We start from the raw sequence: 23067 nt of genomic DNA, 5'->3' as shown, positions 1-23067 counted from the left end.
GAAACGTTCCCCCCTATTCTGCGTATACGTGCTTCAATGCATCTTCAGGTGCTGCATACGGAGCATTTTCTGCATATTCTGTTGCTTCATTTACGATATGCATAATTTCGTCTAACATTTGTTTTTCAAATTCCTCAGTTAACACGCCAGCTTCTTTTAAATAAGCTGCAAATGTTATAATTGAATCTTTTTTCTTTGCTTCTTCAACTTCTTCTTTATCACGATAAACACGATCATCGTCGTCACTAGAATGTGCTGTTAAACGATATGATACTGTTTCAATTAAAGTTGGGCCTTCACCACGACGTCCGCGGTCTGCTGCCTCTTTTACAGCTTTATATACTGCAAGCGGATCGTTCCCGTCTATTGTATATCCAGGCATACCGTAACCAATTGCACGGTCTGATACGTTTTTACATGCTAATTGTTTTTCAACTGGAATAGAGATTGCGTATTTATTATTTTCACACATGAAAATAACAGGTAGTTTGTGTACACCAGCAAAATTTGCCCCTTCATGGAAGTCACCTTGGTTTGAAGAACCTTCTCCAAATGTAACGAACGTTACTAAATCTTTCTTTTCCATTTTTCCAGCTAATGCAATACCAACTGCATGTGGTACTTGCGTTGTTACTGGAGATGATCCTGTCACAATACGATTTTTCTTTTGACCGAAGTGACCAGGCATTTGACGACCACCAGAGTTTGGATCTCCAGCTTTCGCGAAAGCAGACAACATAAGCTCTTTAGCTGTCATACCGAACGCTAGTACAACACCCATATCACGGTAGTATGGTAATGCATAATCTTTCTCTCTATCAAGAGCGAATGCTGCTCCAACTTGTGCCGCCTCTTGTCCTTGACAAGAAATTACGAATGGAATTTTACCAGCACGGTTTAATAACCACATACGTTCGTCGATTTTACGTGCAAGTAACATCGTACGGAACATTTCTAATACTTGCTCATCACTTAAGCCAAGCTCTTCATGGCGCTTTTCTTTTACTTCTGCCATTTTTCATAACCTCCTAAATCCACATTTTTATGCGTGTAACGCTTTTCCATCTACAGCTAATGCCGCTTCACCAATCGCCTCAGATAATGATGGATGCGGATGAATTGTATGTGCTACTTCCCACGGTGTTGCATCAAGTACTCTTGCAAGACCAGCTTCAGAAATCATATCTGTTACATGTGGTCCAATCATATGAACACCAAGAATGTCATTTGTTTCTTCATCAACTACAAGTTTTACGAAACCATCTGATTCGCCGTATACAAGTGCTTTTCCGATTGCACGGAATGAGAACTTACCTACTTTTAACTTATAACCTTTTTCTTTCGCTTCTTGTTCTGTTAAACCGACAGAAGCAACTTCCGGACTGCTATATACGCATTTTGATACCATAGAGTAATCAATTGGTGTAACTTCTTTACCAGCAATATGTTCTACTGCAACAATTCCTTCATGAGAAGCAACGTGAGCAAGTTGTAAGCCACCGATTACATCTCCGATTGCGTAAATATGAGATTCTTTCGTTTGATAAAACTCATTTGTTTGAATGTATCCTTTTTCCACAACGATATCCGTATTCTCTAAACCAATATTTTGCGTATTGGCTTGTCTTCCTACAGATACAAGCATTTTTTCTGCTTTAAATTCTTTATTCTCACCGTTATGTTCAGCTTGAATTGTTACTCCATTATCTTTTACCAATGTTTCTGGTAATACTTTTGCACCAGTTACCACTTTAATACCTTTTTTCTTGAATAGACGTTGCATTTCTTTTGAAACGTCCTGATCTTCTAGTGGTAATATCGTTTTCGCATACTCTAATACTGTAACTTCTACACCGAAGTCAGCAAGCATAGATGCCCACTCAATACCGATTACACCGCCACCAACGATAATAATTGAGCTAGGAAGCGTTTCCATTTTTAGGGCATGATCGGAAGACATTACATACTCTCCGTCTAATTCTAAACCTGGTAATGAATTCGGACGAGAACCTGTTGCAACAAGTACATTTTTTGGAATTAACATTTCATTTTCTTCTCCACTTGCAAGTTCAACCGAAATTGTCCCTGGCATTGGAGAAAAAATAGATGGGCCAAGAATACGGCCAATACCTTCAAACACATCAATTTTACCTTGTTTCATTAAGTGTTGAACGCCTTTATGAAGTTGCGTTACAATCTTCTCTTTACGCTCTTGCACTTTCGCAAAGTTTAGTTCTACATTACTTGCAATAACTCCGAACTCTTCGCTTTTTTTAGCAGTTGCGTAAACTTCCGCACTACGTAAAAGAGCTTTACTAGGAATACATCCTTTGTGCAAACAAGTACCACCAAGATTTTCTTTTTCAACAAGTGCAGTTTTTAAACCTAGTTGTGACGCTCGAATAGCAGCAACATATCCACCAGTACCGCCGCCAACGATGACTAAATCATATTCTCTTGCCATTATCTCAACCCCTAGCTACTGTTTGTTTTTCTCGTACAACATACTCTTTCGGCGCTTCTTCTTCACGTAATACACGAAGTGCTCCTTCTGCTAATGCTTGTAATTCATCTTCCCCTGGATGTACGATAACATCTGCAATCCAGTCAACACGTTCTTTTATTTCATCAACAAGAATTTTACTGTACGCAAGTCCACCAGTTAAAACGATTGCATCGATTTTCCCGTGAAGTACAGCGCTAGCTCCGCCAATCTCTTTTGCAACTTGATATGCCATTGCTTTATAAATAAGAGTTGCTTCCGGATCACCTTTTTCAACCATTTGTTCTACTTTGATCGCATCATTTGTACCGATTAGGCTTACAAGTCCACCTTGTCCAACAAGTTTTTTAACCATTTCGTCACGGTAATACTCACCAGAGAAACACATCTCAACTAATTGCCCTACCGGTACTGTACCCGCACGCTCTGGACTAAATGGTCCTTCTCCGTTTAAGCCGTTATTCACATCAATAACTTTTCCTTTTTTATGAGCACCAACTGTAATACCGCCACCCATATGTGTAACTAATAAATTTAAATCCTCGTATTTGTGATTTAATTCTTCAGCTACTTTACGGGCAACCGCTTTTTGGTTTAATGCATGGAAAATACTTTTACGTTCCATACCAGCAATACCGCTTATACGAGCAATCGGCTCCATTTCATCTACAACGACAGGATCTACTATGAATGCCGGAATATTTAATCCAGAAGCGATTTCATATGCTAAAATGCCTCCAAGGTTTGAAGCATGATGACCGCTAAACCCATTTTTTAAATCTTCTAACATCGAATCGTTTACTGTGTATGTTCCGCCTTCAATTGGACGAAGTAATCCCCCACGCCCACAAACTGCGTTTAACTTTGAAATGTTAATACCGTGAGAATGTAGAACTTCTAAAATCGTTTCTTTGCGAAACTCATATTGATCGATAATTCTCTTATATTTTCCAATTTGTTCTTCGTCATGACGAATAGTTTCTTCTAAAACGGGCCTTTCATTATCAAAAACACCAATTTTCGTGGATGTACTACCCGGATTAATAACAAGAATTCGATTTAAAGACACTGTTGCTACCTCCACTAATAAATTCAAAAGGAAGTGGAAACCTCATAAGAGGTAACCACACCTTTTGTAAAAGTAATATATGAATGATTAGCGACGGCTAATAATGTCGTGACCGTTGCGTAAGTATGTGCTACGAGAGTTTTTCAAGCTTGCAATGCGCTCTTCAGCTAGACGATCTGCTGCTACATAAGTTGCAATGCCATCGCGTTTTGAAATTTCGATTACTTTTGCAATTGTGTCATAAATAGACTCAACACGCTTTAATGCACGCTCTCTATTGTATCCATATAATTCGTCTGCTACGTTAATTACACCACCAGCATTAATAACATAGTCTGGTGCGTATACAACACCCATTTCATGAATCATGTCGCCGTGACGATTTTCTTTTAATTGGTTATTTGCAGAACCTGCGATTACTTTTGCTTTAAGTTGTGGGATAGTTTCGTCATTAACTGTTGCGCCTAATGCACATGGTGCGTAAATATCACATTCAACACCGTAAATTTCATTTGGCTCAACTGCTGATGCACCGAATTCTTCTACCGCGCGTTGTACAGCTTCTTTATTAATATCTGTAACGATTAATTTTGCTCCTTCAGCATGTAAATGTTTGCATAGGTGATATGCTACATTACCAACGCCTTGAACCGCAATTACTTTTCCTTCTAAATTATCAGTACCGAAAGCCTCTTTCGCAGCTGCTTTCATACCACGGTAAACACCGTATGCAGTTACTGGAGATGGGTTACCAGAAGAACCGAATGATGGTGAAATACCTGTTACAAAATCAGTTTCTTCGTGAATAATATCCATATCATCTACTGTTGTACCAACATCTTCAGCTGTAATGTAACGTCCGTTTAGTCCTTGAATATAACGTCCTAATGCACGGAACATCGCTTCGCTCTTATCTTTACGTGGATCACCGATAATTACTGTTTTCGCACCACCTAAGTTTAAGCCAGCTGCTGCGTTTTTGTATGTCATCCCTTTTGCAAGACGCAATGCATCTTCAATCGCCGCTTCTTCAGAATCATATGTCCACATTCTTGTTCCACCAAGAGCTGGTCCAAGTGTTGTATCATGAATTGCGATGATTGCTTTTAAACCAGATTCTTTATCTTGACAAAATACTACTTGCTCATAATCATATTTTTCTAAGTATTCGAAGATTTCTAATGTCATTGTCGTTTCCCCCTAGTGTTTTACCCTTTTTGGTTTATTTTGAAGCAGTCGCAACTGCCAATGCTAATGAATATACTTTTGTTTCTGCTGAATCAGCACGAGATGTTAAAACAATCGGTGCTTTTGCGCCAGCAATCATAGCTCCTACTTTTGCATCCGCAAAGTATACGAGTGATTTGTATAGCACATTTCCAGCTTCAATCGTTGGGACGAGTAAAATGTCTGCCTTACCTGCTACATCACTTACTATGCCTTTATGTTCTGCTGCAATTTGTGATACTGCATTATCTAAAGCAAGTGGTCCATCAACGACACAATTTTTAATTTGTCCGCGGCGATTCATTTGAGTTAACATCGCTGCATCAATTGTCGCTTGCATCGCAGGATTAACAACCTCTACCGCTGCAATTGGTGCTACCTTTGGCAAATCCATTCCTATTGCCTGGGCAACTTCTACAGTATTCTGTATAATAGCAGCTTTTTGTGTTACATCAGGTGCAATGTTCATCGCTGCATCTGTAACAAAGATAAGACGATCGTAATTTGGAACTTCAAATGCTGCAACGTGTGAAAGTGTGCTACCTTTACGAAGTCCCCACTCTTTATTTAATACAGCTTTCAAAATATTTGCTGTTGGGATGTTTCCCTTCATAAGCACATCTGCTTCGCCATTTCTTACAGCTTTAACAGAAAGTTCTGCAGCTTCAGCATTTGACTGTGCTGCAATCACTTCAATGTGTTCTGAAGTTTGTAAATCATGTTCTTGTAGCATCCCCATTATTTTTTCTTGATTTCCATATAGACGAAATTGAGCTAGCTGTAATTTAATTGCTTTCGCTACAGCTTCAATTACTTCATGATCTTCAGCTACTGCTACAGCCACAGTTTTTTTAGGCTGTCCTGCTGCTTGATCAATTAAGTGTTCTAACTTCATATTTTGTAATCAACCCTTTCCGTCGTCCCTCGTCTATTTATAAAGCAAATACCGTGCCAACTTTTAAAAGTGGTCTTACCAATAATGAAAACGCATTCAAAATGCAGTAAAATCAATACTTTGGAAAATAACAAAACATTCTGTCTTGTTTTGTCGCATTTTGTATACCATGCAATAAATTGCACGGTACGCAATTTATTGCATGCTATTTTTTGCACACTCATACTTTTCTAGCTTGTAATATAAATTTCGAACCGAAATTCCTAATGCTCTTGCAGTTTTTGTTTTATTTCCATCAAACCTCTCTAAACATTCATGAATGATGCGCCCTTCAAACTCTGTCACTAATTGTTCAAGTGGCTTTTCTTCTAATTCAGGTAATAAGTTATTTTGTTTTACCTCAGTCTGCTCTTCTGTATGTAAAGGTGGTAAATGATGGACATCAATATATATTTCGTTATAATTCATAAAGATAATAGCTCGTCCTAAAATGTTTTCAAGCTCCCTCACATTTCCTGGCCATTCATATGATTGTAAATATGAAATAGCCGAATCAGTGAGCCCCTCTACATTCCGACCATAATCTTGGTTAATTTTTTGAATCAATCTGTCTGCAATTGCCGGTATATCTCCTTTTCGCTGACGAAGAGACGGAATGTGAATTGGAATTTTATTTAATCGATAATATAAATCCTCTCTAAACTCTCCTTCTAGAATGCCCTTTTCTAAATTCACATGTGTCGCTGCAATTACCCGGACATTTATAGGTATCGCTTTCGTTCCACCAACTTTTACAATTTCTTTTTCTTGCAACACGCGAAGGAGTTTCGCTTGCGTATTTGCAGACAATTCTCCTATTTCATCTAAAAAGATACTACCGTTATTCGCTTCCTCAAAAAAACCTCGTTTTCCGCCTCTTTTTGCTCCTGAGAATGCACCTTCCTCATAACCGAATAATTCACTTTCTAATAAAGTCTCGGAAATAGCAGCACAGTTTACCCGGACGAATTTATTATATTTTCGATTACTTCCATTATGAATTGCATGTGCAAACAATTCTTTACCCGTTCCAGATTCTCCGCGTAGTAATACTGTTGCTGGTGTATTCGCTCCAAGTTTCGCCTGTTCAATAGCGGCCGTTGTTTCATCTGAATTTCCGACAATGTCATCAAATGAATATTTCGCTTCTAACGTTCGAATAATTTGCCTTGCTCTATTCAATTCATTTGTTAACTTTTGAATTTCTGATACGTCACGAATTACACCAACGCTTCCTTTCAATATCCCATCCACTATAACTGGCGCTACGTTTACAATTACATCACGCTTCTTTTGTCCAATCTTCATATGTATTCCGCGTACCGCCCTACGCGTTCGAAGTACTTTCATATGCATACTTTCACCTTCTACAATATCAGTTGTAGCCGGTTTCCCAATAATGTCCTCTTCTGTTAAACCTGTTAATTTCGTATAGGCAGGGTTAATTACTAATCCTCTTCCCTTTTCATCCACGACCGAAATTGCTTCCTCAGACGAGTTGATAATCGCCTCAAGTAACGTTTGAATCTCCTTTAAATCTGTAACTTCTTCCGCAAGATCTACAACCTCTGTTATATCTTTAAAAATCGCAAATGCTCCTTGTACCTCTCCTCCCTCTTTTAATATTGGAATACGGGTTGTAATAATTTTCTTTTCATTTTCTAATGTCAGTTCATAATTTACTTCTATTTGTTTCGTACGTATAATACGAAGCAACTTACTAGTCGGAATAACTTCTAAAATATATTTCCCTACCGCATCTTCTTTTTTATATCCGGTAATACGCTCTGCACTTTTATTAAATAGGCGTACTTGTCCCTCTCGATCAATCACAATCATACCGTCATGCGTAGAATTTAAAATTAAATCCCCTTGCTGCGTCTGTTCTTCTAACTTTCCAATTAAACCTTCCTTCTCATGTGCTAATCTCGTAACAATTTTCGCAATATCACCTGGTATAAGAAGAGTATCTTTATGCTTTTTCTTTATTAAATCTTTATGTAAATCATCGTCACCCGTCATATCAAACATTACATCAATATGCATAGAAAGAAACGGCGTTACACTCTCTCCAATTGTAACCCCATATTCCTTAGCCATTTGTAATCCCTTTGCTATCGGATTTATATCAATAATTCCTATAATTTGAAATATATTTGAACTTTGTAACAGATTCAGCAGTGTACTACCACCTTCACCTGCACCAACAATTAAAACTTTTTGTTTCATATATTACACTTCCTCTCGAAGTACCTCTGCAAAATTTTTCACACCCTTATCTTACTCGTTCAGCCCCCTCTTGACAAACCCCCTTTTCATATAACATCATTGAAATAAACAAAACAATCTGAAAAGGAGCGTTTATATGCAGCGTTACCTTGCTCTATCATTAGCACTCATCCCTATTTCATTAGCTGTGTTTGGCATTAAGTTAATGAGAGATACTGTATTCGGGATTCTATTTCCTCCACTCTCTATACTGTGGTTACAATTTTTAATTGGCGCTCTTTGCTTCGCGCTCGGGTTTTATATTTTTGGCGGCTTCGTCTTACACCGAGACCGTAAACGAAATAAAGTACAAGCTCGCTTTAAAAGATAGGAAAGCTCCACTATTTATAAATAAAAAATGAGACCGTTACACGCGGTCTCATTTTTTTATTGGCAATAACATTCTTGCCGTTTCAGGATAATCAGTAATAATCGCCGAAATATTCATAGCAAAATATTTACGCATAAGCGTTTCTTCATTAATTGTATAAGGGCGAACCTCTACACCACTCTCCATCGTTAATTCAGCAACAGCATCTTGAAGATAACGATAATTAGGGTGCACTGCTGTAGCGCCCATTTTTTTCGCATACGCCCACGGACTATGCAAACCTTCGCGATATAAAATCGCTGTTTGAATATCAGGAGCCATCATATGACACCTTTTCATACTGTAGTGATTAAATGAAGAAAATATAACACGATCTTCTAGATTACATTTCCGTACAAGCGTTATAACTTCTTCCTCTAAACCTCTGTATGGAACTTTATTATTTTTCAGTTCAATATTAAGTAGCAACTCTGTTTTATCAATCCATTCTAACACCTCTTCTAAAAGAGGTATTTTACAAAAGCCTACTTTATCACCGAATTTATAGCTCGCATCTAATTTACATAAATCCTCATATAAATAATTACGAACCGCACCTTTTCCATTTGTTGTCCGGTCCACTGTTTCATCATGAATGACGACAACTTTTCCATCTTTCGTTAATTGAACATCAAGTTCAATTCCATCTGCTCTAAAAGATTCAGCTGCTTCAAATGAAATCATTGTATTTTCTGGGTACGTTCCCGCTGCACCACGATGTGCAAATATAAGAGTCATCCTCACTCCCCCAATCTTATGCTATACTATACGAAAAAGGAGGTACTTCTATGAGACCATTACAAATTTCTCCAGACACTGCAGTCCGCCTATCAAAAGCATTAGGTGTTCCACTTGAACAACTTATGCATATGCCGCAGCACATTCTAATTCAAAAGTTAGTTGAATTAGAAAAACAAAATAAAGACGAAGAATAATACAGTCCTGTTTTGCAGGGCTTTTTATTATTTTCTATTATATCACGGATGACTTCCCTACTAAAATCCTTTAACAGATATACTATGATGCGATTTAGCATTCACTTCATCATTTAATAATGAATGATATATCTTCTTTTTTGTTACAATTCATAAAGAAAGAAAAATATTTATTCACAAGTACCCATTGCGCCCTTAAAGCAAGGTAATAATAAAACTAGAAGCCCTTATATTATTTTTTATTGAACGTGCGGAGCATCTCCTGAATCGTATAGTTCTTTCGCTTTTTCCTCCCCGAATGTAGTTAAAATATAATGTTGCTCTTCTACCGCATCCATCGCTCTAGTGGCTTTACAAGTGCTACCTTCTTGGGCATCCGAGAAATAATTGTGATCTTCTACAATTTGACTAAAATCTTTTTTCGCCCATCTATCAGCAATCTCTAAAAGCTCATTTTTTTTCGCAAAGCCACTCTTATTTATGATTTTTTTAAATTTTTCAGCATTATTTTGAATCATTGGAATGGACCCTGATTTTCGTTCTGCCACTACTTTTTGATGAGTCATGTGATGCATCACTGTAATGACTTCGCTTTCAGTAGAATTTTCAGTAACATACACATCAACAAAGACTCCATCTACCTCTCTACCTACTATCGTTGGATTTTCTTTTTTATCTATTTGAGCATTCACTTCTTTATCTACTGGATTATCGGCAAGTTCTAACATTCCAAATGTAACTGCAACAGCAAGAACTCCCATAGCTGCTACTATTCCTAGCCAAGTTAATATTTTATTTTTCATTCCCCTTCTCCCTATCTATACCTATTTAATTGTCTTATAAAAAAACTCACTTATATGTAATATTACTAAAAATAGGATTTATTTTCCATAATATCAAACGAGCCATTTTCATCTATCCAAATAATTTCGATAAAATCGATATTACTTCCCCCTCTTTTTCTCAACAAAATAAAAAGACCAACGAATTCTAAAATTCATTGGTCATTAAATAAAAAGTTCATTAATTTTACATTTAATATCGAGTATAAATTTAAAGAATAATTAAGCTTTACTAAAACTTAAATCCCTTACTATCTTTACTCTCAGCTAGCCTTATGTTCAAGTCTCAGCTTATCCGCAACCATTGCGATGAACTCAGAGTTCGTAGGTTTTGCTTTTGACATGGATACTGTATAACCGAATAAGGACGAAATAGAATCAATATTCCCACGACTCCATGCTACTTCAATTGCGTGACGGATTGCACGCTCGACGCGGCTTGCTGTTGTATTATATTTCTTCGCGATATCTGGATACAATACTTTCGTAATAGATCCAAGTAATTCGATATCATTGTACACCATAGAGATTGCTTCCCTTAAGTACATATACCCTTTAATATGAGCAGGCACACCGATTTCATGAATGATACTCGTAATGCTCGCGTCTAAGTTTTTCGGTTTTCCATCTATTGTAGTTGCTGAACGGAAAGATGGAAGTGGACGTTTAATAGTAGCGTTCGCCTTACCGCTCACTTGACGAATATGGCTCGTTAAATTCTCCATATCAAATGGTTTTAATATGAAATATGAAGCACCTAAGTCAACTGCTTTTGTCGTCACATCTTCTTGTCCAAATGCTGTCAACATAATTACGCTAGGCTGTCTTAGCCTTTCAATATTTCGCATTTTCTCTAGTACAGCTAAACCATCTAAATGTGGCATAATAATGTCTAAAACAAGTACATCCGGCTGCTTATCATTTAATAAATTTAAACACTCTTGACCATTATAAGCAGTACCGATTACTTCCATATCATCTTGAGCAGCTACGTAACTCTCTAGCATTGATACTAATTCTTTATTATCATCCACAAGACAGACTTTAATTTTCTCCACAGCTTTTCCTCCCTTACCGAATCGATTCTCCGACATGTGTATCCTTCTAGGCTACATGAATTGTTCGACAATTGTGTGAAAATTCCCTTTTAAAGTTTGTTACTTTCCGATAAAATCACAAAAAAATATGTTTATCGTTCATTTATTCCCTTTCGCAACACATTCCATCATAGAAATACAACGAAACGTTCAACCCTTTTCTTTTATTTTACAACAAAAAACACCTCTTGCGGAGCTTTTACAAAATTTCAACGAATTTTTCAAAAGAAAAGCGAGCTAATTAATAATTAGCTCGCTTTTCTTTCTTGTTCATAAATGTTAATTCCAGCCTCATGTAACATCCATTCAATATGAACACCATATCCTGATGTTGGATCATTTACAAATACATGTGTAACAGCACCAATTACTTTCTCGTTTTGTACAATTGGACTTCCGCTCATGCCTTGTACGATACCACCCGTTTTCGCTAATAAACGTTTGTCTGTTACTTTTATTACCATGCCTTTTGTAGCCGGAAACTTTTGCGGTACTGTACTAACAACTTCAATATCAAACGCTTCCACTTTATCTTTATCAATAACTGTTAATATTTTTGCCGGTCCCTCTTTGACTTGATGAGATAGTGCAATAGGCATTGCTTTATCCATTACGCCATTTGGTATATTTGTATTTAATTTCCCGAATATACCAAATGGACTATTTATTGTAATATTACCAATCACTTCACGATCTGGTGAGAACCTCGCTAATTTCTCTCCTGGATTCCCATGACTACCTCTTTCAATTGATGTAACTGTCGAACGCATAATTTGTCCATCTTCGACTTGAATCGGCTTTTTCGTATCGTTATCAGAAATGACATGACCAAGTGCCCCATATTTCATAGAATCAGGATGAACAAATGTCATTGTTCCGATTCCAGCTGCCGAATCACGAATATATAAACCAATACGATAAGACGATTCTCCACTGTCTTTTTGTGGTGTTAACTTAGTGCGGATATGTTTTCCATCTCTTAACAAAACAAGATTAAGCGGTTCACCTGTTTCACCACTATTATGAATAAATGGTGCTACATCACTCATTCTTTCAATTGTTTTACCATTAATTTCAGTAATCATATCTCCAATTTGCACACCAGCTGTTTCACCAGGAGATACTTTCCCTTTTTCAGTTTGAATTAAATGATGGCCTACAACAAGTACCCCTTTTGTATTTAACTTCACACCAATTGATTGTCCACCTGGAATAACTTTAAAATCTTTCAATACTTTCACATTTACTTTTTTCACTGGAAAACCAGCAAGCTGAAACACCATATCTGCTTCACCATTTTGATGAGGATTTACCATAAGTCCTTGTTTTTGTTCATTGGAACTTACTGTAAACACATGACGATCTGTAGATGAAGCTTGAAAAACTGGTAATGAAGCTATTTCTGATTGTTGCCCTTCAAAAACAACAAGTTGCTTCGGGGATGAAATAAACGTCCGAAGCGGTTTAAAACACCCAATAAAAACTAAAGAAACAAGGAGACAAAGACCTATTATTTTGCGAAATCTTTCTAATCCCAATTTGTTCACTCTCCTCGCTCCTACCCCACATTCAGCCTCTTGGCTTCACTTTTTAATCTCTCCTTGCAGTGCTTTATTTATAACCGGAAGAATTAAGAAATCATTATTTGAGAAAAAAAGCTATCCATTACTGGATAGCCTCTGCTGTCTGTTTAAAATGATGCGCTTGCGTAAGTAATTCTTTCGCATGTTCTGTCGTTAAATCTGTAATTTCCACACCAGAAATCATTCGAGCTATTTCTGTTACTTTATCCTCCATAGTTAAAACGGTAACTGATGTAATTGTCCGATCATTCGCTACTTGTTTTCGAATAAATAAATGTGAATCCGCCATTGAAGCTACTTGAGGTAAGTGCGTAATACAAAGTACTTGCGAGTTTACTGATACTCGATAAATTTTTTCCGCAATAGCCTGTGCAACTCGACCACTTACACCAGTATCCACTTCATCAAAAATAACAGATGCAACACCTTGATGCTTAGAAAAAATGCTTTTTAAAGCTAAAATAATACGAGATAACTCTCCGCCAGAAGCGACCTTTGAAAGTGGTTTTAGCGGCTCACCTGGATTTGTTGAAATATAAAATTCCACATGATCGTAGCCATCCGCCGTAAGTCTTACCGGGGCACCCTCAACAAGAGGCTCTTCAGCATTTCCTTCTCTCTTCATGATTCTCACTTCAAATTTTGTTTTCTCCATATATAATTCTTTTAATTCCTGATGAATGGCATTTGTAAGATGCTCTGCAAGCTCATGACGCATATTACTTAACGACGTTGCTTCTTGCAGAATAACACTTTCTAATTCCTTTAATTGCTTCTTCGTCGTTTCAATATGAACGTCTTTATTTTCAATCGTAAAAATTTCTTGTTCAATTTTATCAGCATACGCTAAAATCTCTTCTACAGTATTTCCATATTTTCTCTTTAGCATACGAATTTCATTTAAACGCGTTTCAATTTCGTCTAAACGCTTCGGATCATATTCCATCATATCGAGCTTTTCTCTAAGTTGATATGCAACTTCTTCTAATAAGTAGTAGCTATTTGCAATTGAATCATGATTTTCTTGATAAACTTCATCTAAATGTGTAATACTCTCCATTTGTCCCATTGCGCTTCGTACATTATCTAACCCTTGTCCGTCAGCGCTTAATGAGCGATATGCATCGCCTAATGCTTTATAAATTTTTTCAAAATTAGAAATTCGCAATCGTTCTTCAGTTAATTCAATTTCTTCATCCATCTTTAAATCCGCCTTACTGATTTCTTCATGCTGGAATTGAATTAAATCTAAGCGATGCGCCATTTGTTGTTCATTTTCACTTAACGATTTTAACTGTTTTTTTAATTTCTCATAGTCAGCGTATACATTTTGATATATACCCAATTGTTTAACAATGCGATCTCCATCAAAATGATCAAGCATAAATAGATGACGCTCTTCATTCATTAAATCTTGTGTTTCGTGCTGCCCATGAATATCAACAAGTGTTTTTCCAATTTCCTTTAATATACTAAGGGTGACCAGTTTCCCATTTACACGACATACACTTTTTCCGTTTGCAGCGATATCACGCTTCAAAATAATCATGCCGTCTTCTATTTCTATATCCAACTCTTCTGCCTTTTCAATACACGGATGCTTATCATCTTCTACATAAAATAGCCCTTCTATCTCAGCTTTTTCTGTTCCGTATCGAACAAATTCCGCTGAACCACGGCCACCTACAAGTAAACTAATCGCATCAATAATAATCGATTTTCCGGCCCCTGTTTCACCACTTAAAACCGTTAACCCTTTTTGAAAAGAAATATTTAATGCCTCAATAATAGCAAAGTTTCTAATCGATAATTCCGATAACAATGCCCCATTCACCTCGTTATAAACTAATCCCCTATTAAGGGCTTTTCTCAGTTCTTCATTCAAATAGTCAAACTATATGTTTGTATGTATAAATTACTTTTCTAACCGCTCCATTGTACCAAACATTCGTTTTACGGGTCAATCCACCTATTTTCTAATTTTATTCAAAGAAAATATTATATTACAATTAAGAATTCACATTTTTAACCAATAAAAAAATCCTGTTCACTTTCCACTTTACAGAGGAAAGCAAACAAGATTTTTTTTTACAACATATTTAAGAAACGATCAGAGACAACACCTGTATCTTCAGGTGTACGGCAAATAATTAAGCAAGTATCATCACCACAGATGGTTCCGATGATCTCATCCCACTCTAAATGATCAATAAGTGCTCCAAGTGAATGAGCGTTACCAGGCAGTGTTTTTAGCACAAGCATATGTCCTGCCGTGTCTAATTTTACAAATGAATCCACTAGATTGCGTTTTAATTTTTGTAACGGGTTAAATCGTTGATCTGCTGGCAAGCTATATTTATAGCGCCCATCATGTAATGGCACTTTCACTAAGTGCAGTTCTTTAATATCGCGCGATACTGTTGCTTGCGTTACATTAAATCCCTCATTACGTAAAATATCAACTAATTCATCTTGTGTTTCAATTTCTTTGTTCGCAATAATTTCCCTGATTTTAATATGGCGCTGACCTTTATTCATACATTTGCACCTCACACTATCTCTTACCATAGTTTAAACATTGGTATACTTCACTTATTTATGTTAACTTATAATTCGTTGCTTGTACACAATTGTTTTTACAATCATTATACAATTACAACAAAAAGAGGAACAACATATGTTATTCCCCTTTTCCTTTTTGTTTTAGGACATCATGCGCCTCTGTAACTACTTGCTCAACAGAAACTGGAGAATGATTTTCGCCATTCTCACGTTCACCATGCCATTTCAGATGAATTAAAAATTCAATATTACCATCCCCGCCCGTAATTGGTGAGAATGTTAAACCTTCTACGTCGTATCCTTCTTTTATAGCAAAGTCGACAATCATTTCTACGACAGCCTCATGTACTTTTCGATCACGAACGATACCTTTTTTCCCAACTTGCTCTCTTCCAGCTTCAAACTGTGGTTTAATTAACGCTGCTACATCCCCATTAGGCATAAGCATTGTTTTTAAAACCGGCAGTATAAGCTTTAATGATATAAATGAAACATCGATACTAGCAAATTGCGGTAAACCACGTTCTAAGTCTGCTGGTGTCACGTAACGGAAGTTTGTCCGTTCCATTACGACAACACGCTCATCTTGACGCAATTTCCACGCAAGTTGGTTGTACCCTACATCTAATGCATAAGATAATTTCGCTCCGTTTTGAAGCGCACAATCTGTAAAGCCACCAGTTGATGAACCAATATCTATCATAACTTTATCTTGTAAATCCAGGTGAAATGTCTCCAATGCCTTTTCAAGTTTATAACCACCACGGCTTACATACGGCATAACTTGTCCCTTCACCGTAATCTCTGTATCTTGTGGGATCTTCTCTCCTGGCTTATCAAGTCTCATCTCATTCGCATATACAAGTCCGGCCATAACGGCGCGTTTTGCTTTCTCACGTGTTTCTATAAGTCCTCGCTCTACTAATAGTACATCTACTCTTTCTTTTTTTGCACTCATTTGTTACGCCCTTTTTTGTTTTGATGGAATCATTGTATGAATACGGTCTACAACAGCATCTGTCGTTAAACCAATTTCTTCTAATAATTTTGTTACACTACCGTGCTCTATGAAACGGTCTGGAATACCCATTCGTTCAATTAACGCACTATGGTACCCGTTCTCAGATGCAAATTCAACTACTCCCGTTCCAAAACCACCAATTAAGCAAGCTTCTTCAATCGTTAAAATCGGTATATTTTTCCCTAAGAGATCATGTAAATATGCTTCATCCATCGGTTTAATAAAGCGAGCGTTCACTACTTTCACTGAAACTCCAGCCTTTTCAAGACGCTCAGCTGCTTCCATTGCCATTGGTATTGTCGTACCAAATGTTAAAATAGCCGCTTGTGTACCTTCTTTTAACGTTTCCCAAGTACCGATTGGAATCGCCTTTAATTCTTCATCCATATGAACACCAAGCCCATTACCGCGCGCATAACGTAATGCGATTGGTCCATCTTCATATTGCATCGCCGTATATACTAAATGTTGCCCTTCATTTTCATCTTTCGGCATCATAAGTACCATATTCGGCAAATGACGTAAGAATGAGATGTCAAATACACCTTGATGCGTTTCACCATCTGCTCCTACTAAACCAGAGCGATCGATTCCGATGAAGACATTTAAATTTTGGCGACATATATCATGAACAACTTGATCATATGCTCTTTGTAAAAATGTTGAATAAATCGCTAAGAATGGCTTCATTCCTTGCGTTGCCATACCCGCCGCCATTGTTGTAGCATGCTGTTCTGCAATACCTACATCAATCATACGATCCGGGAATTCTTTTTGGAATTTCTCAAGTTTCGATCCAACAGGCATTGCAGGTGTAATTGCAACGATACGCTCATCCGTTCTCGCTAGCTTAAGTACTGTATCACTAACAACAGCACTCCATGCTGGTGCAACTTCTTTCGGTTTAACGAAGTCACCCGATTCAATTTTATAAGGTCCTGTTCCATGCCAAGTTCCAATAACATCACTCTCAGCTGGTTTATAACCTTTTCCTTTTTTCGTAATAACATGAACAAGCACTGGGCCTTTTGTTTTCTTTGCATATTGCAACGTTTCGAATAACTTTTCATAATCGTGCCCATCAACTGGACCTAAATATGTAAAGCCTAATTCTTCGAAAAAGACACCGGATACTAGTAAATATTTAAGACTATCTTTTATTTTCTCTGCTGTCGCAGCAACTTTCCCACCGACTGCTGGGATTTTCTTTAATATATACTCTAGTTCATCTTTTACCCAATGGTATTTCCCTGCGGTACGTAGACGTCCAAGTACATTATGAAGCGCACCAACGTTTGGTGCAATTGACATTTCATTATCATTCAAAATAACAATCATGTCTGTTTTTTCATGTCCAATATGGTTCAATGCCTCTAAAGCCATTCCGCCGGTTAGAGCACCATCTCCAATGATTGGTATAACATATTCTTTCGTTTTCTTTAAATCACGTGCTAGAGCCATTCCCATTGCAGCAGATAATGATGTCGAGCTATGGCCAGTTTCCCATACATCATGCTCACTCTCGCAACGTTTTGGGAAACCACATAGACCTTGATATTGCCTTAATGTACCGAATTCCTTTGCACGTCCTGTTAAAATTTTATGTACATAGGATTGATGTCCTACGTCCCATAAAAATTTATCTTTCGGACTATCAAATAATTTATGCAGAGCAATTGTGAGTTCTACTACACCTAAATTAGGTGCAATATGTCCACCTGTTTGAGAGAGCTCTTCAATTAAAAACTTACGAATATCCTCACTCAATCCCTCTAGTTCACCGATAGACATATCTTTCAAAAAACTAGGGTTTTGAATTTGCGTTAGATCCACATGGATCACTCACTTTCATTTCATAATCTGTCAACATGTCAAATATTATAAAAAACATTTACACAAAACAAGAAATTATCTTTTTTTATTTTTCACCTTGTCCTGCAATTAACCAGTCTATTGCGCCCTAATCCTATTATAAACCATATTTCTTTAGGCGATGAAAAAAATAGCCGCTAACACGAAGTGATAACGGCAATGTAATCTACATATATTTTTGCCAATAACAAGAAAAGAAAAACCTTTTCCTACATTTATATCATAAAATGATGAATGACTCAACAAATGGAAACGCTGTTATATTAGTTATTACGTTTTGCAATCAAATCGCAAATAGATAGTAAATATTCATCTTGTAATTGCAAGGAACCAATAGCACCTTTTGCTTTTGCAATTGTTTCTTCTAAAATATCCTTTGCTCTATCTACAGTAAATAACGTCGTATATGTGCTCTTTTCGTTGGAAACATCACTACCAATCGGTTTTCCAATCTCTTCTTCGGTTCCTTCCACATCTAAAATATCATCTCGAATTTGGAAAGCTAGGCCGATATATTTTGCAAACGCAAGTAACTTTTCTTCTTGTTCTTCTGTGGCATCAGAAAGTATCGATCCTGCAAGTACAGCGAATTCAAGTAGTTTCCCAGTCTTATGCTTATGAATATACTCCAACTCATCAATCGTAAGCTGTTTCCCTTCAGCTTCCATATCTGCCACTTGTCCGCCAACCATTCCTTCTGGTCCTGCCGCTTTTGCAAGCTCAAGTACAAGTCTTACTTTTTTTTCAGCAGAGATTTCCTTTTGTTCATATGCCATAATAACTTGAAAAGCATACGTCAACAAACCATCGCCTGCTAAAACTGCCATCGCTTCACCAAATACTTTATGATTTGTGGGCTTACCTCTTCTTAAATCATCATCATCCATACAAGGTAAATCATCATGAACTAACGAGTATGTATGTATCATTTCAAGAGCACAAGCTGCACCTATTCCAAGATTTCTTTCTTTACCAAACGCTTGTAATGTCGCAAATAAAAGTAACGGGCGGAGACGCTTTCCACCCGCTTCCAAAGAATATGCCATCGCTTCACGAAGTACATTTGGACACTGTAATTCATTTGCATAGCTTACAAGCTTCTCTTCTACGAAAGTTTTACTTTCTTTCAAAAAAGTATCAAAAGCAATAGTCACTATGCTTCATCTCCTAAAGCAGTAAACGGTTCAAGCTCTCCATCTTCCCCAAGAATAACTGCCATTTGTTCTTGTACGTTCTTCAACTTCTCATCACAAAGCTTAGATAATTCCATACCCTCTTTAAAATAAGAAATTGCTTCTTCTAAAGGTACGTCACCTTGCTCTAGCTTAGAAACGAGGTGCTCAAGTTGCGAAATTGCCTCTTCAAAGCTTAATTTATTTTCCATTATTCAATTCACGCTCCTCTATGCCTGATACGCTACAATCTAGTATTCCATCTTGTAATTGAACTGAAACAGCATCTCCAAGGCTGACATCTTTCACACTTTTTAACACTTGCTTCTCTTCATCATATACAAGCCCGTACCCTCTCATCATTACTTTAAGCGGACTTAACGCTTCAAGTTTTTGAGCAGCTCTTACAAAGGCAAATTCTTTCGTTTGAAGTAATGTTTGCATTTCACGTTGCAATTGCTTTTGCAATGTTTCAACCGCTACCTTCGTTTGCATAATTTTTTGAGCTGGGTGGTGCTTCTCTAAATAAAATGAAAGCTGTTTTAACTGATTTACCTTTTTATCAATATAGCGCTCTTTCGCTAAAACAAGCTGTTCTAACGCCCTATCTAATTGCTCTTCTTTTTGCTCATATACTTGTCTTGGATAACGGAACGCATAAGATTTTTGCAATACTTGTAGTTTTTCTTCTTTTTTATGTACTAACTCTCTCATTGCTCTTTGCAATCTTAGAGTTCTTTGTAATACCTTTTCTTGTAACTCTATAATGTTAGGCGCTGCCAGCTCAGCTGCTGCAGTCGGTGTTGGCGCACGTAAATCGGCAACAAAATCCGCAATTGTAAAGTCCGTTTCATGGCCTACTGCCGAAATAATAGGGATCTCACTCTTAAAGATTGCCCTTGCTACCATTTCTTCATTGAAAGCCCATAACTCTTCAATAGAGCCTCCCCCTCGCCCAACGATTAGGACATCTATCTCTCCCATTTCATTCGCTGTACGAATCGCTTGTACAATTGAGGGAGCTGCTGACTCCCCCTGTACAAGTACCGGAAACACAATAACATTTCCAATTGGATAACGACGTTTAATCGTTGTTATAACATCACGAATCGCTGCCCCTGTTGGCGACGTAATCACACCTATTGTTTTAGCATAAGGAGGAATTGTTTTTTTATAAACTTGAGAAAACAAACCTTCTTCCTCTAAACGAACCTTTAATTGTTCGTAAGCTAAATGCAGGTTTCCGACTCCGTCAGGCTGCATGTCTTGAATATAAATTTGATAAGAACCACTCGCCTCGTAAACGGAAATTTTCCCTTTCACAAGTACCTTCATCCCATTTTCAGGTCTGAATTTAATATTACGATTATGACCCGCAAACATAACCGCTGCGATTCTTGCATTTTCATCTTTCAATGTAAAGTACATGTGGCCACGACTATGATTTTTAAAGTTGGAAATTTCACCTTTTAACCAAACAGACTGCAAATGCGGATCATATTCTATTTTTGTTTTTATATAGCGTGTTAACGCTGTAACGGTTAAATATTGTTTTTCCATTTCTCTCTCCTCATAGCCGACTCAAATTATTTACAAACGACACCTGCACGCTTAGCAGATTCAACAGTATTATGAAGAAGCATTGTAATCGTCATTGGACCAACACCCTTTGGCACAGGTGTAATGTAACCTGCAACATCTAACACGTTGTCAAAGTCAACATCACCACAAAGTTTACCTGTTTCTAAACGGTTCACACCAACGTCGATTACAACCGCTCCTTCTTTAATATAATCAGCTGTTACCATTTTAGGTCGTCCAACAGCTACGATTAAAATATCAGCTAACTTCGTTAACTCTTTCATATTTTGCGTTTTAGAATGACAATATGTTACAGTTGCATTTTCATTTAAGAACAATTGCCCCACTGGCTTGCCGACAATATTACTTCTTCCAATTACTACAACATGTTTTCCTGAGATATCAAGATTTGTTTCTTTTACTAATTCTACGATACCGTGCGGTGTACATGGAAGGAATGTATCTTGTCCCGTCATCATACGTCCCACGCTGATTGGGTGAAATCCATCTACATCTTTTTCTGGTGAAATTCTTTCAATGATAGCTTTTTCTTCAATATGTTTTGGTAAAGGTAATTGCACTAAAATGCCATTAATACGGTCATCGCCATTTAAGCGATCGATTTCAGCAAGCAAACGCTCCTCAGTAATTGTTTCAGGAAGTTCAATTAGCTCTGAATAGATTCCTACTTGTTCACAGCCCTTTTCTTTTCCTTTTACATAAGAACGAGATGCTGGATCTTCTCCAACTAGAATAACTGCTAATCCTGGTACAATCCCTTGCTCTTTCAACTTCACAACTTCTTCTGTTAATTGTGCTCGTTTTTTCTCCGCAACTTCATTTCCTTTGATGATTACTGCTACCATTTTAAGATTCCCCCTTAAAGAAATTACAGTGTATCTTTTATATTAGATAAAACGCCGTTAATAAAACGACGAGATTCCTCATCCCCAAATGTTTTAGCAATTTCAATCGCTTCGTTAATTGTTACGTTGTGTGGAATTTCTTCCATGTATTTCATTTCATACACAGCTACACGTAAAATACTGCGATCAACAATACTAATACGCTCCAGCTTCCATTTTTTTAAGTTTTGACGAATCGCTTCATCAATTACTTCTTTATTTTCTACAAAACCTACTACAAGTGATTCTAGAAAATCATTTGTTTCTTCACCTTCATCTAGCGTGTTTTCCACCGCTACTTTCGGTTCTAATTCACCTGTAATATCCATTTGGTATAATGCTTGCATAGCTCTTTCTCTAGCCGTCCTACGTTTCATTGTAACTCTCCTTTATGCTTCAAGTCTTTCCTTATGCTTTGTTATATTATTATAATTTATAAGCCGTCAATTCACTTACTCTTACAGTTTTCATTGATTTTCCAACCTTATAATACAATGATAATAACACAATTTATCGTTTCACACACGGGTTACAAGGCTGAAAAATAATAAAAAGATTAACTTCAAGTTCCATATCTTATCACAATGTACGTTTTTTGGAAAAACGAAACATCTTCTTTTTGATTTCTTATTTTTTGAAATAGTATAATAATTAGAGGGTTTTAATTTGTGAAGAAATGAAACGATAAAAAAGATGCCTATGTTACTAGGCACCTTTTTCATTCTTACACTGGTTCAATTTCTGTTTTTTGTGTTTCGAATGTTACGCCAACGATGTGAACATTCACTTCTTTTGGCTCAAGCCCTGTCATTGTAAAGAGTGCCTGGCGAATGTTGTCTTGAATCTTTTGTGCAACAACTGGAATTGCTACGCCAAAATACATTACAACATAAAGGTCAACGATAATATCTTCGTTTGCTAATTCAACCTTTACACCTTTACCATGATTTTTCTTACCTAACTTCTCAACAACATCTGTAGCAAAATTACCACGCATTGCCGCTACACCTTCTACTTCAGCAGCTGCAATACCTGCGATTACTTCAATTACTTCTGGTGCAATTTCTACTTTACCAAGAGTTGTATCTTGACCCATATCTAACATATGTTCAGCCATGAAAAAAAA

At 37.0% G+C, this 23067-nt stretch carries 22 protein-coding genes; 2 read left to right on the top strand and 20 right to left on the bottom strand.

The window, feature by feature from the left end:
• Positions 1–13 precede the first annotated feature (13 nt).
• The 6 genes from bfmBAA to DN394_RS02290 all read right to left on the bottom strand — a co-directional run bounded on the left by bfmBAA (position 14) and on the right by DN394_RS02290 (position 7962).
• A complete protein-coding gene (gene bfmBAA, locus DN394_RS02320) occupies positions 14–1015 on the bottom strand; it encodes a 3-methyl-2-oxobutanoate dehydrogenase subunit alpha (protein ID WP_000852549.1) in 1002 nt (333 codons plus the stop codon).
• Between the two features lie 27 nt (positions 1016–1042).
• On the bottom strand, positions 1043–2464 hold the full coding sequence (gene lpdA / locus DN394_RS02315; RefSeq protein WP_000090438.1) for a dihydrolipoyl dehydrogenase: 1422 nt from the start codon (positions 2462–2464) through the stop codon (positions 1043–1045).
• 4 nt (positions 2465–2468) lie between these two features.
• Entirely contained in the window at positions 2469–3572 is a 1104-nt protein-coding gene (gene buk / locus DN394_RS02310) for a butyrate kinase (protein ID WP_000056195.1), read from the bottom strand.
• Positions 3573–3659: 87 nt separating this feature from the next.
• Positions 3660–4760, bottom strand: coding sequence for a leucine dehydrogenase (locus DN394_RS02305; RefSeq protein ID WP_000171360.1), 1101 nt, complete (start codon positions 4758–4760; stop codon positions 3660–3662).
• 34 nt (positions 4761–4794) lie between these two features.
• Positions 4795–5694, bottom strand: a complete 900-nt coding sequence (yqiS, locus tag DN394_RS02300; RefSeq protein ID WP_098085103.1) for a phosphate butyryltransferase — start codon at positions 5692–5694, stop codon at positions 4795–4797.
• A 195-nt stretch (positions 5695–5889) separates the two neighbouring features.
• Positions 5890–7962 carry a sigma-54 interaction domain-containing protein gene (locus tag DN394_RS02290; RefSeq protein ID WP_098085105.1) on the bottom strand — a complete coding sequence of 691 codons (2073 nt, stop codon included), beginning with the start codon at positions 7960–7962 and terminating at the stop codon, positions 5890–5892.
• 136 nt (positions 7963–8098) lie between these two features.
• On the opposite strand from DN394_RS02290, the gene DN394_RS02285 reads away from it, so the two are divergent.
• Complete coding sequence (locus DN394_RS02285) at positions 8099–8332, top strand: DUF2627 domain-containing protein (RefSeq protein ID WP_001190196.1); 234 nt, start codon at positions 8099–8101, stop codon at positions 8330–8332.
• A gap of 48 nt (positions 8333–8380) precedes the next feature.
• On the opposite strand, the gene DN394_RS02280 is transcribed toward DN394_RS02285, so the two are convergent.
• Positions 8381–9109 carry a glycerophosphodiester phosphodiesterase gene (locus tag DN394_RS02280; RefSeq protein ID WP_098091990.1) on the bottom strand — a complete coding sequence of 243 codons (729 nt, stop codon included), beginning with the start codon at positions 9107–9109 and terminating at the stop codon, positions 8381–8383.
• A 50-nt stretch (positions 9110–9159) separates the two neighbouring features.
• On the opposite strand from DN394_RS02280, the gene DN394_RS02275 reads away from it, so the two are divergent.
• A complete protein-coding gene (locus DN394_RS02275; RefSeq protein ID WP_001247671.1) occupies positions 9160–9306 on the top strand; it encodes a YycC family protein in 147 nt (48 codons plus the stop codon).
• 239 nt (positions 9307–9545) lie between these two features.
• On the opposite strand, the gene DN394_RS02270 is transcribed toward DN394_RS02275, so the two are convergent.
• From DN394_RS02270 to DN394_RS02205, 13 genes are all read right to left on the bottom strand, one after another.
• Positions 9546–10109, bottom strand: a complete 564-nt coding sequence (locus DN394_RS02270) for a PRK06770 family protein (protein ID WP_097915865.1) — start codon at positions 10107–10109, stop codon at positions 9546–9548.
• Between the two features lie 302 nt (positions 10110–10411).
• On the bottom strand, positions 10412–11206 hold the full coding sequence (spo0A, locus tag DN394_RS02265) for a sporulation transcription factor Spo0A (protein WP_033658812.1): 795 nt from the start codon (positions 11204–11206) through the stop codon (positions 10412–10414).
• Between the two features lie 287 nt (positions 11207–11493).
• Positions 11494–12792 carry a SpoIVB peptidase gene (gene spoIVB / locus DN394_RS02255; protein WP_097915863.1) on the bottom strand — a complete coding sequence of 433 codons (1299 nt, stop codon included), beginning with the start codon at positions 12790–12792 and terminating at the stop codon, positions 11494–11496.
• Between the two features lie 118 nt (positions 12793–12910).
• Entirely contained in the window at positions 12911–14650 is a 1740-nt protein-coding gene (recN, locus tag DN394_RS02250; protein WP_000947735.1) for a DNA repair protein RecN, read from the bottom strand.
• Positions 14651–14916: 266 nt separating this feature from the next.
• Positions 14917–15366, bottom strand: a complete 450-nt coding sequence (gene argR / locus DN394_RS02245; protein ID WP_001032581.1) for an arginine repressor ArgR — start codon at positions 15364–15366, stop codon at positions 14917–14919.
• 142 nt (positions 15367–15508) lie between these two features.
• Positions 15509–16348, bottom strand: a complete 840-nt coding sequence (locus DN394_RS02240) for a TlyA family RNA methyltransferase (RefSeq protein WP_001274751.1) — start codon at positions 16346–16348, stop codon at positions 15509–15511.
• A 3-nt stretch (positions 16349–16351) separates the two neighbouring features.
• Entirely contained in the window at positions 16352–18244 is a 1893-nt protein-coding gene (gene dxs, locus DN394_RS02235) for a 1-deoxy-D-xylulose-5-phosphate synthase (protein ID WP_046956368.1), read from the bottom strand.
• A 302-nt stretch (positions 18245–18546) separates the two neighbouring features.
• Complete coding sequence (ispA, locus tag DN394_RS02230; protein ID WP_000150365.1) at positions 18547–19437, bottom strand: (2E,6E)-farnesyl diphosphate synthase; 891 nt, start codon at positions 19435–19437, stop codon at positions 18547–18549.
• Complete coding sequence (xseB, locus tag DN394_RS02225; protein ID WP_000428423.1) at positions 19437–19667, bottom strand: exodeoxyribonuclease VII small subunit; 231 nt, start codon at positions 19665–19667, stop codon at positions 19437–19439. The genes ispA and xseB overlap by 1 nt, the downstream gene beginning before the upstream one ends.
• Positions 19657–21015 carry an exodeoxyribonuclease VII large subunit gene (gene xseA, locus DN394_RS02220; protein ID WP_000415269.1) on the bottom strand — a complete coding sequence of 453 codons (1359 nt, stop codon included), beginning with the start codon at positions 21013–21015 and terminating at the stop codon, positions 19657–19659. The genes xseB and xseA overlap by 11 nt, the downstream gene beginning before the upstream one ends.
• Positions 21016–21041: 26 nt before the next feature.
• Positions 21042–21902, bottom strand: coding sequence for a bifunctional methylenetetrahydrofolate dehydrogenase/methenyltetrahydrofolate cyclohydrolase FolD (gene folD / locus DN394_RS02215; protein ID WP_000226735.1), 861 nt, complete (start codon positions 21900–21902; stop codon positions 21042–21044).
• A gap of 23 nt (positions 21903–21925) precedes the next feature.
• Entirely contained in the window at positions 21926–22318 is a 393-nt protein-coding gene (gene nusB / locus DN394_RS02210) for a N utilization substance protein NusB (protein ID WP_000830244.1), read from the bottom strand.
• 347 nt (positions 22319–22665) lie between these two features.
• On the bottom strand, positions 22666–23058 hold the full coding sequence (locus DN394_RS02205) for an Asp23/Gls24 family envelope stress response protein (protein WP_000807630.1): 393 nt from the start codon (positions 23056–23058) through the stop codon (positions 22666–22668).
• Between the last annotated feature and the right edge of the window lie 9 nt (positions 23059–23067).

Origin of the sequence: Bacillus sp. BB081, assembly GCF_008368895.1 — a bacterium.
GTDB classification, from domain to species: domain Bacteria; phylum Bacillota; class Bacilli; order Bacillales; family Bacillaceae_G; genus Bacillus_A; species Bacillus_A wiedmannii.
Note: the sequence above shows the minus strand (reverse complement) of the source record. Positions and strands in the feature narration are given on the sequence as shown.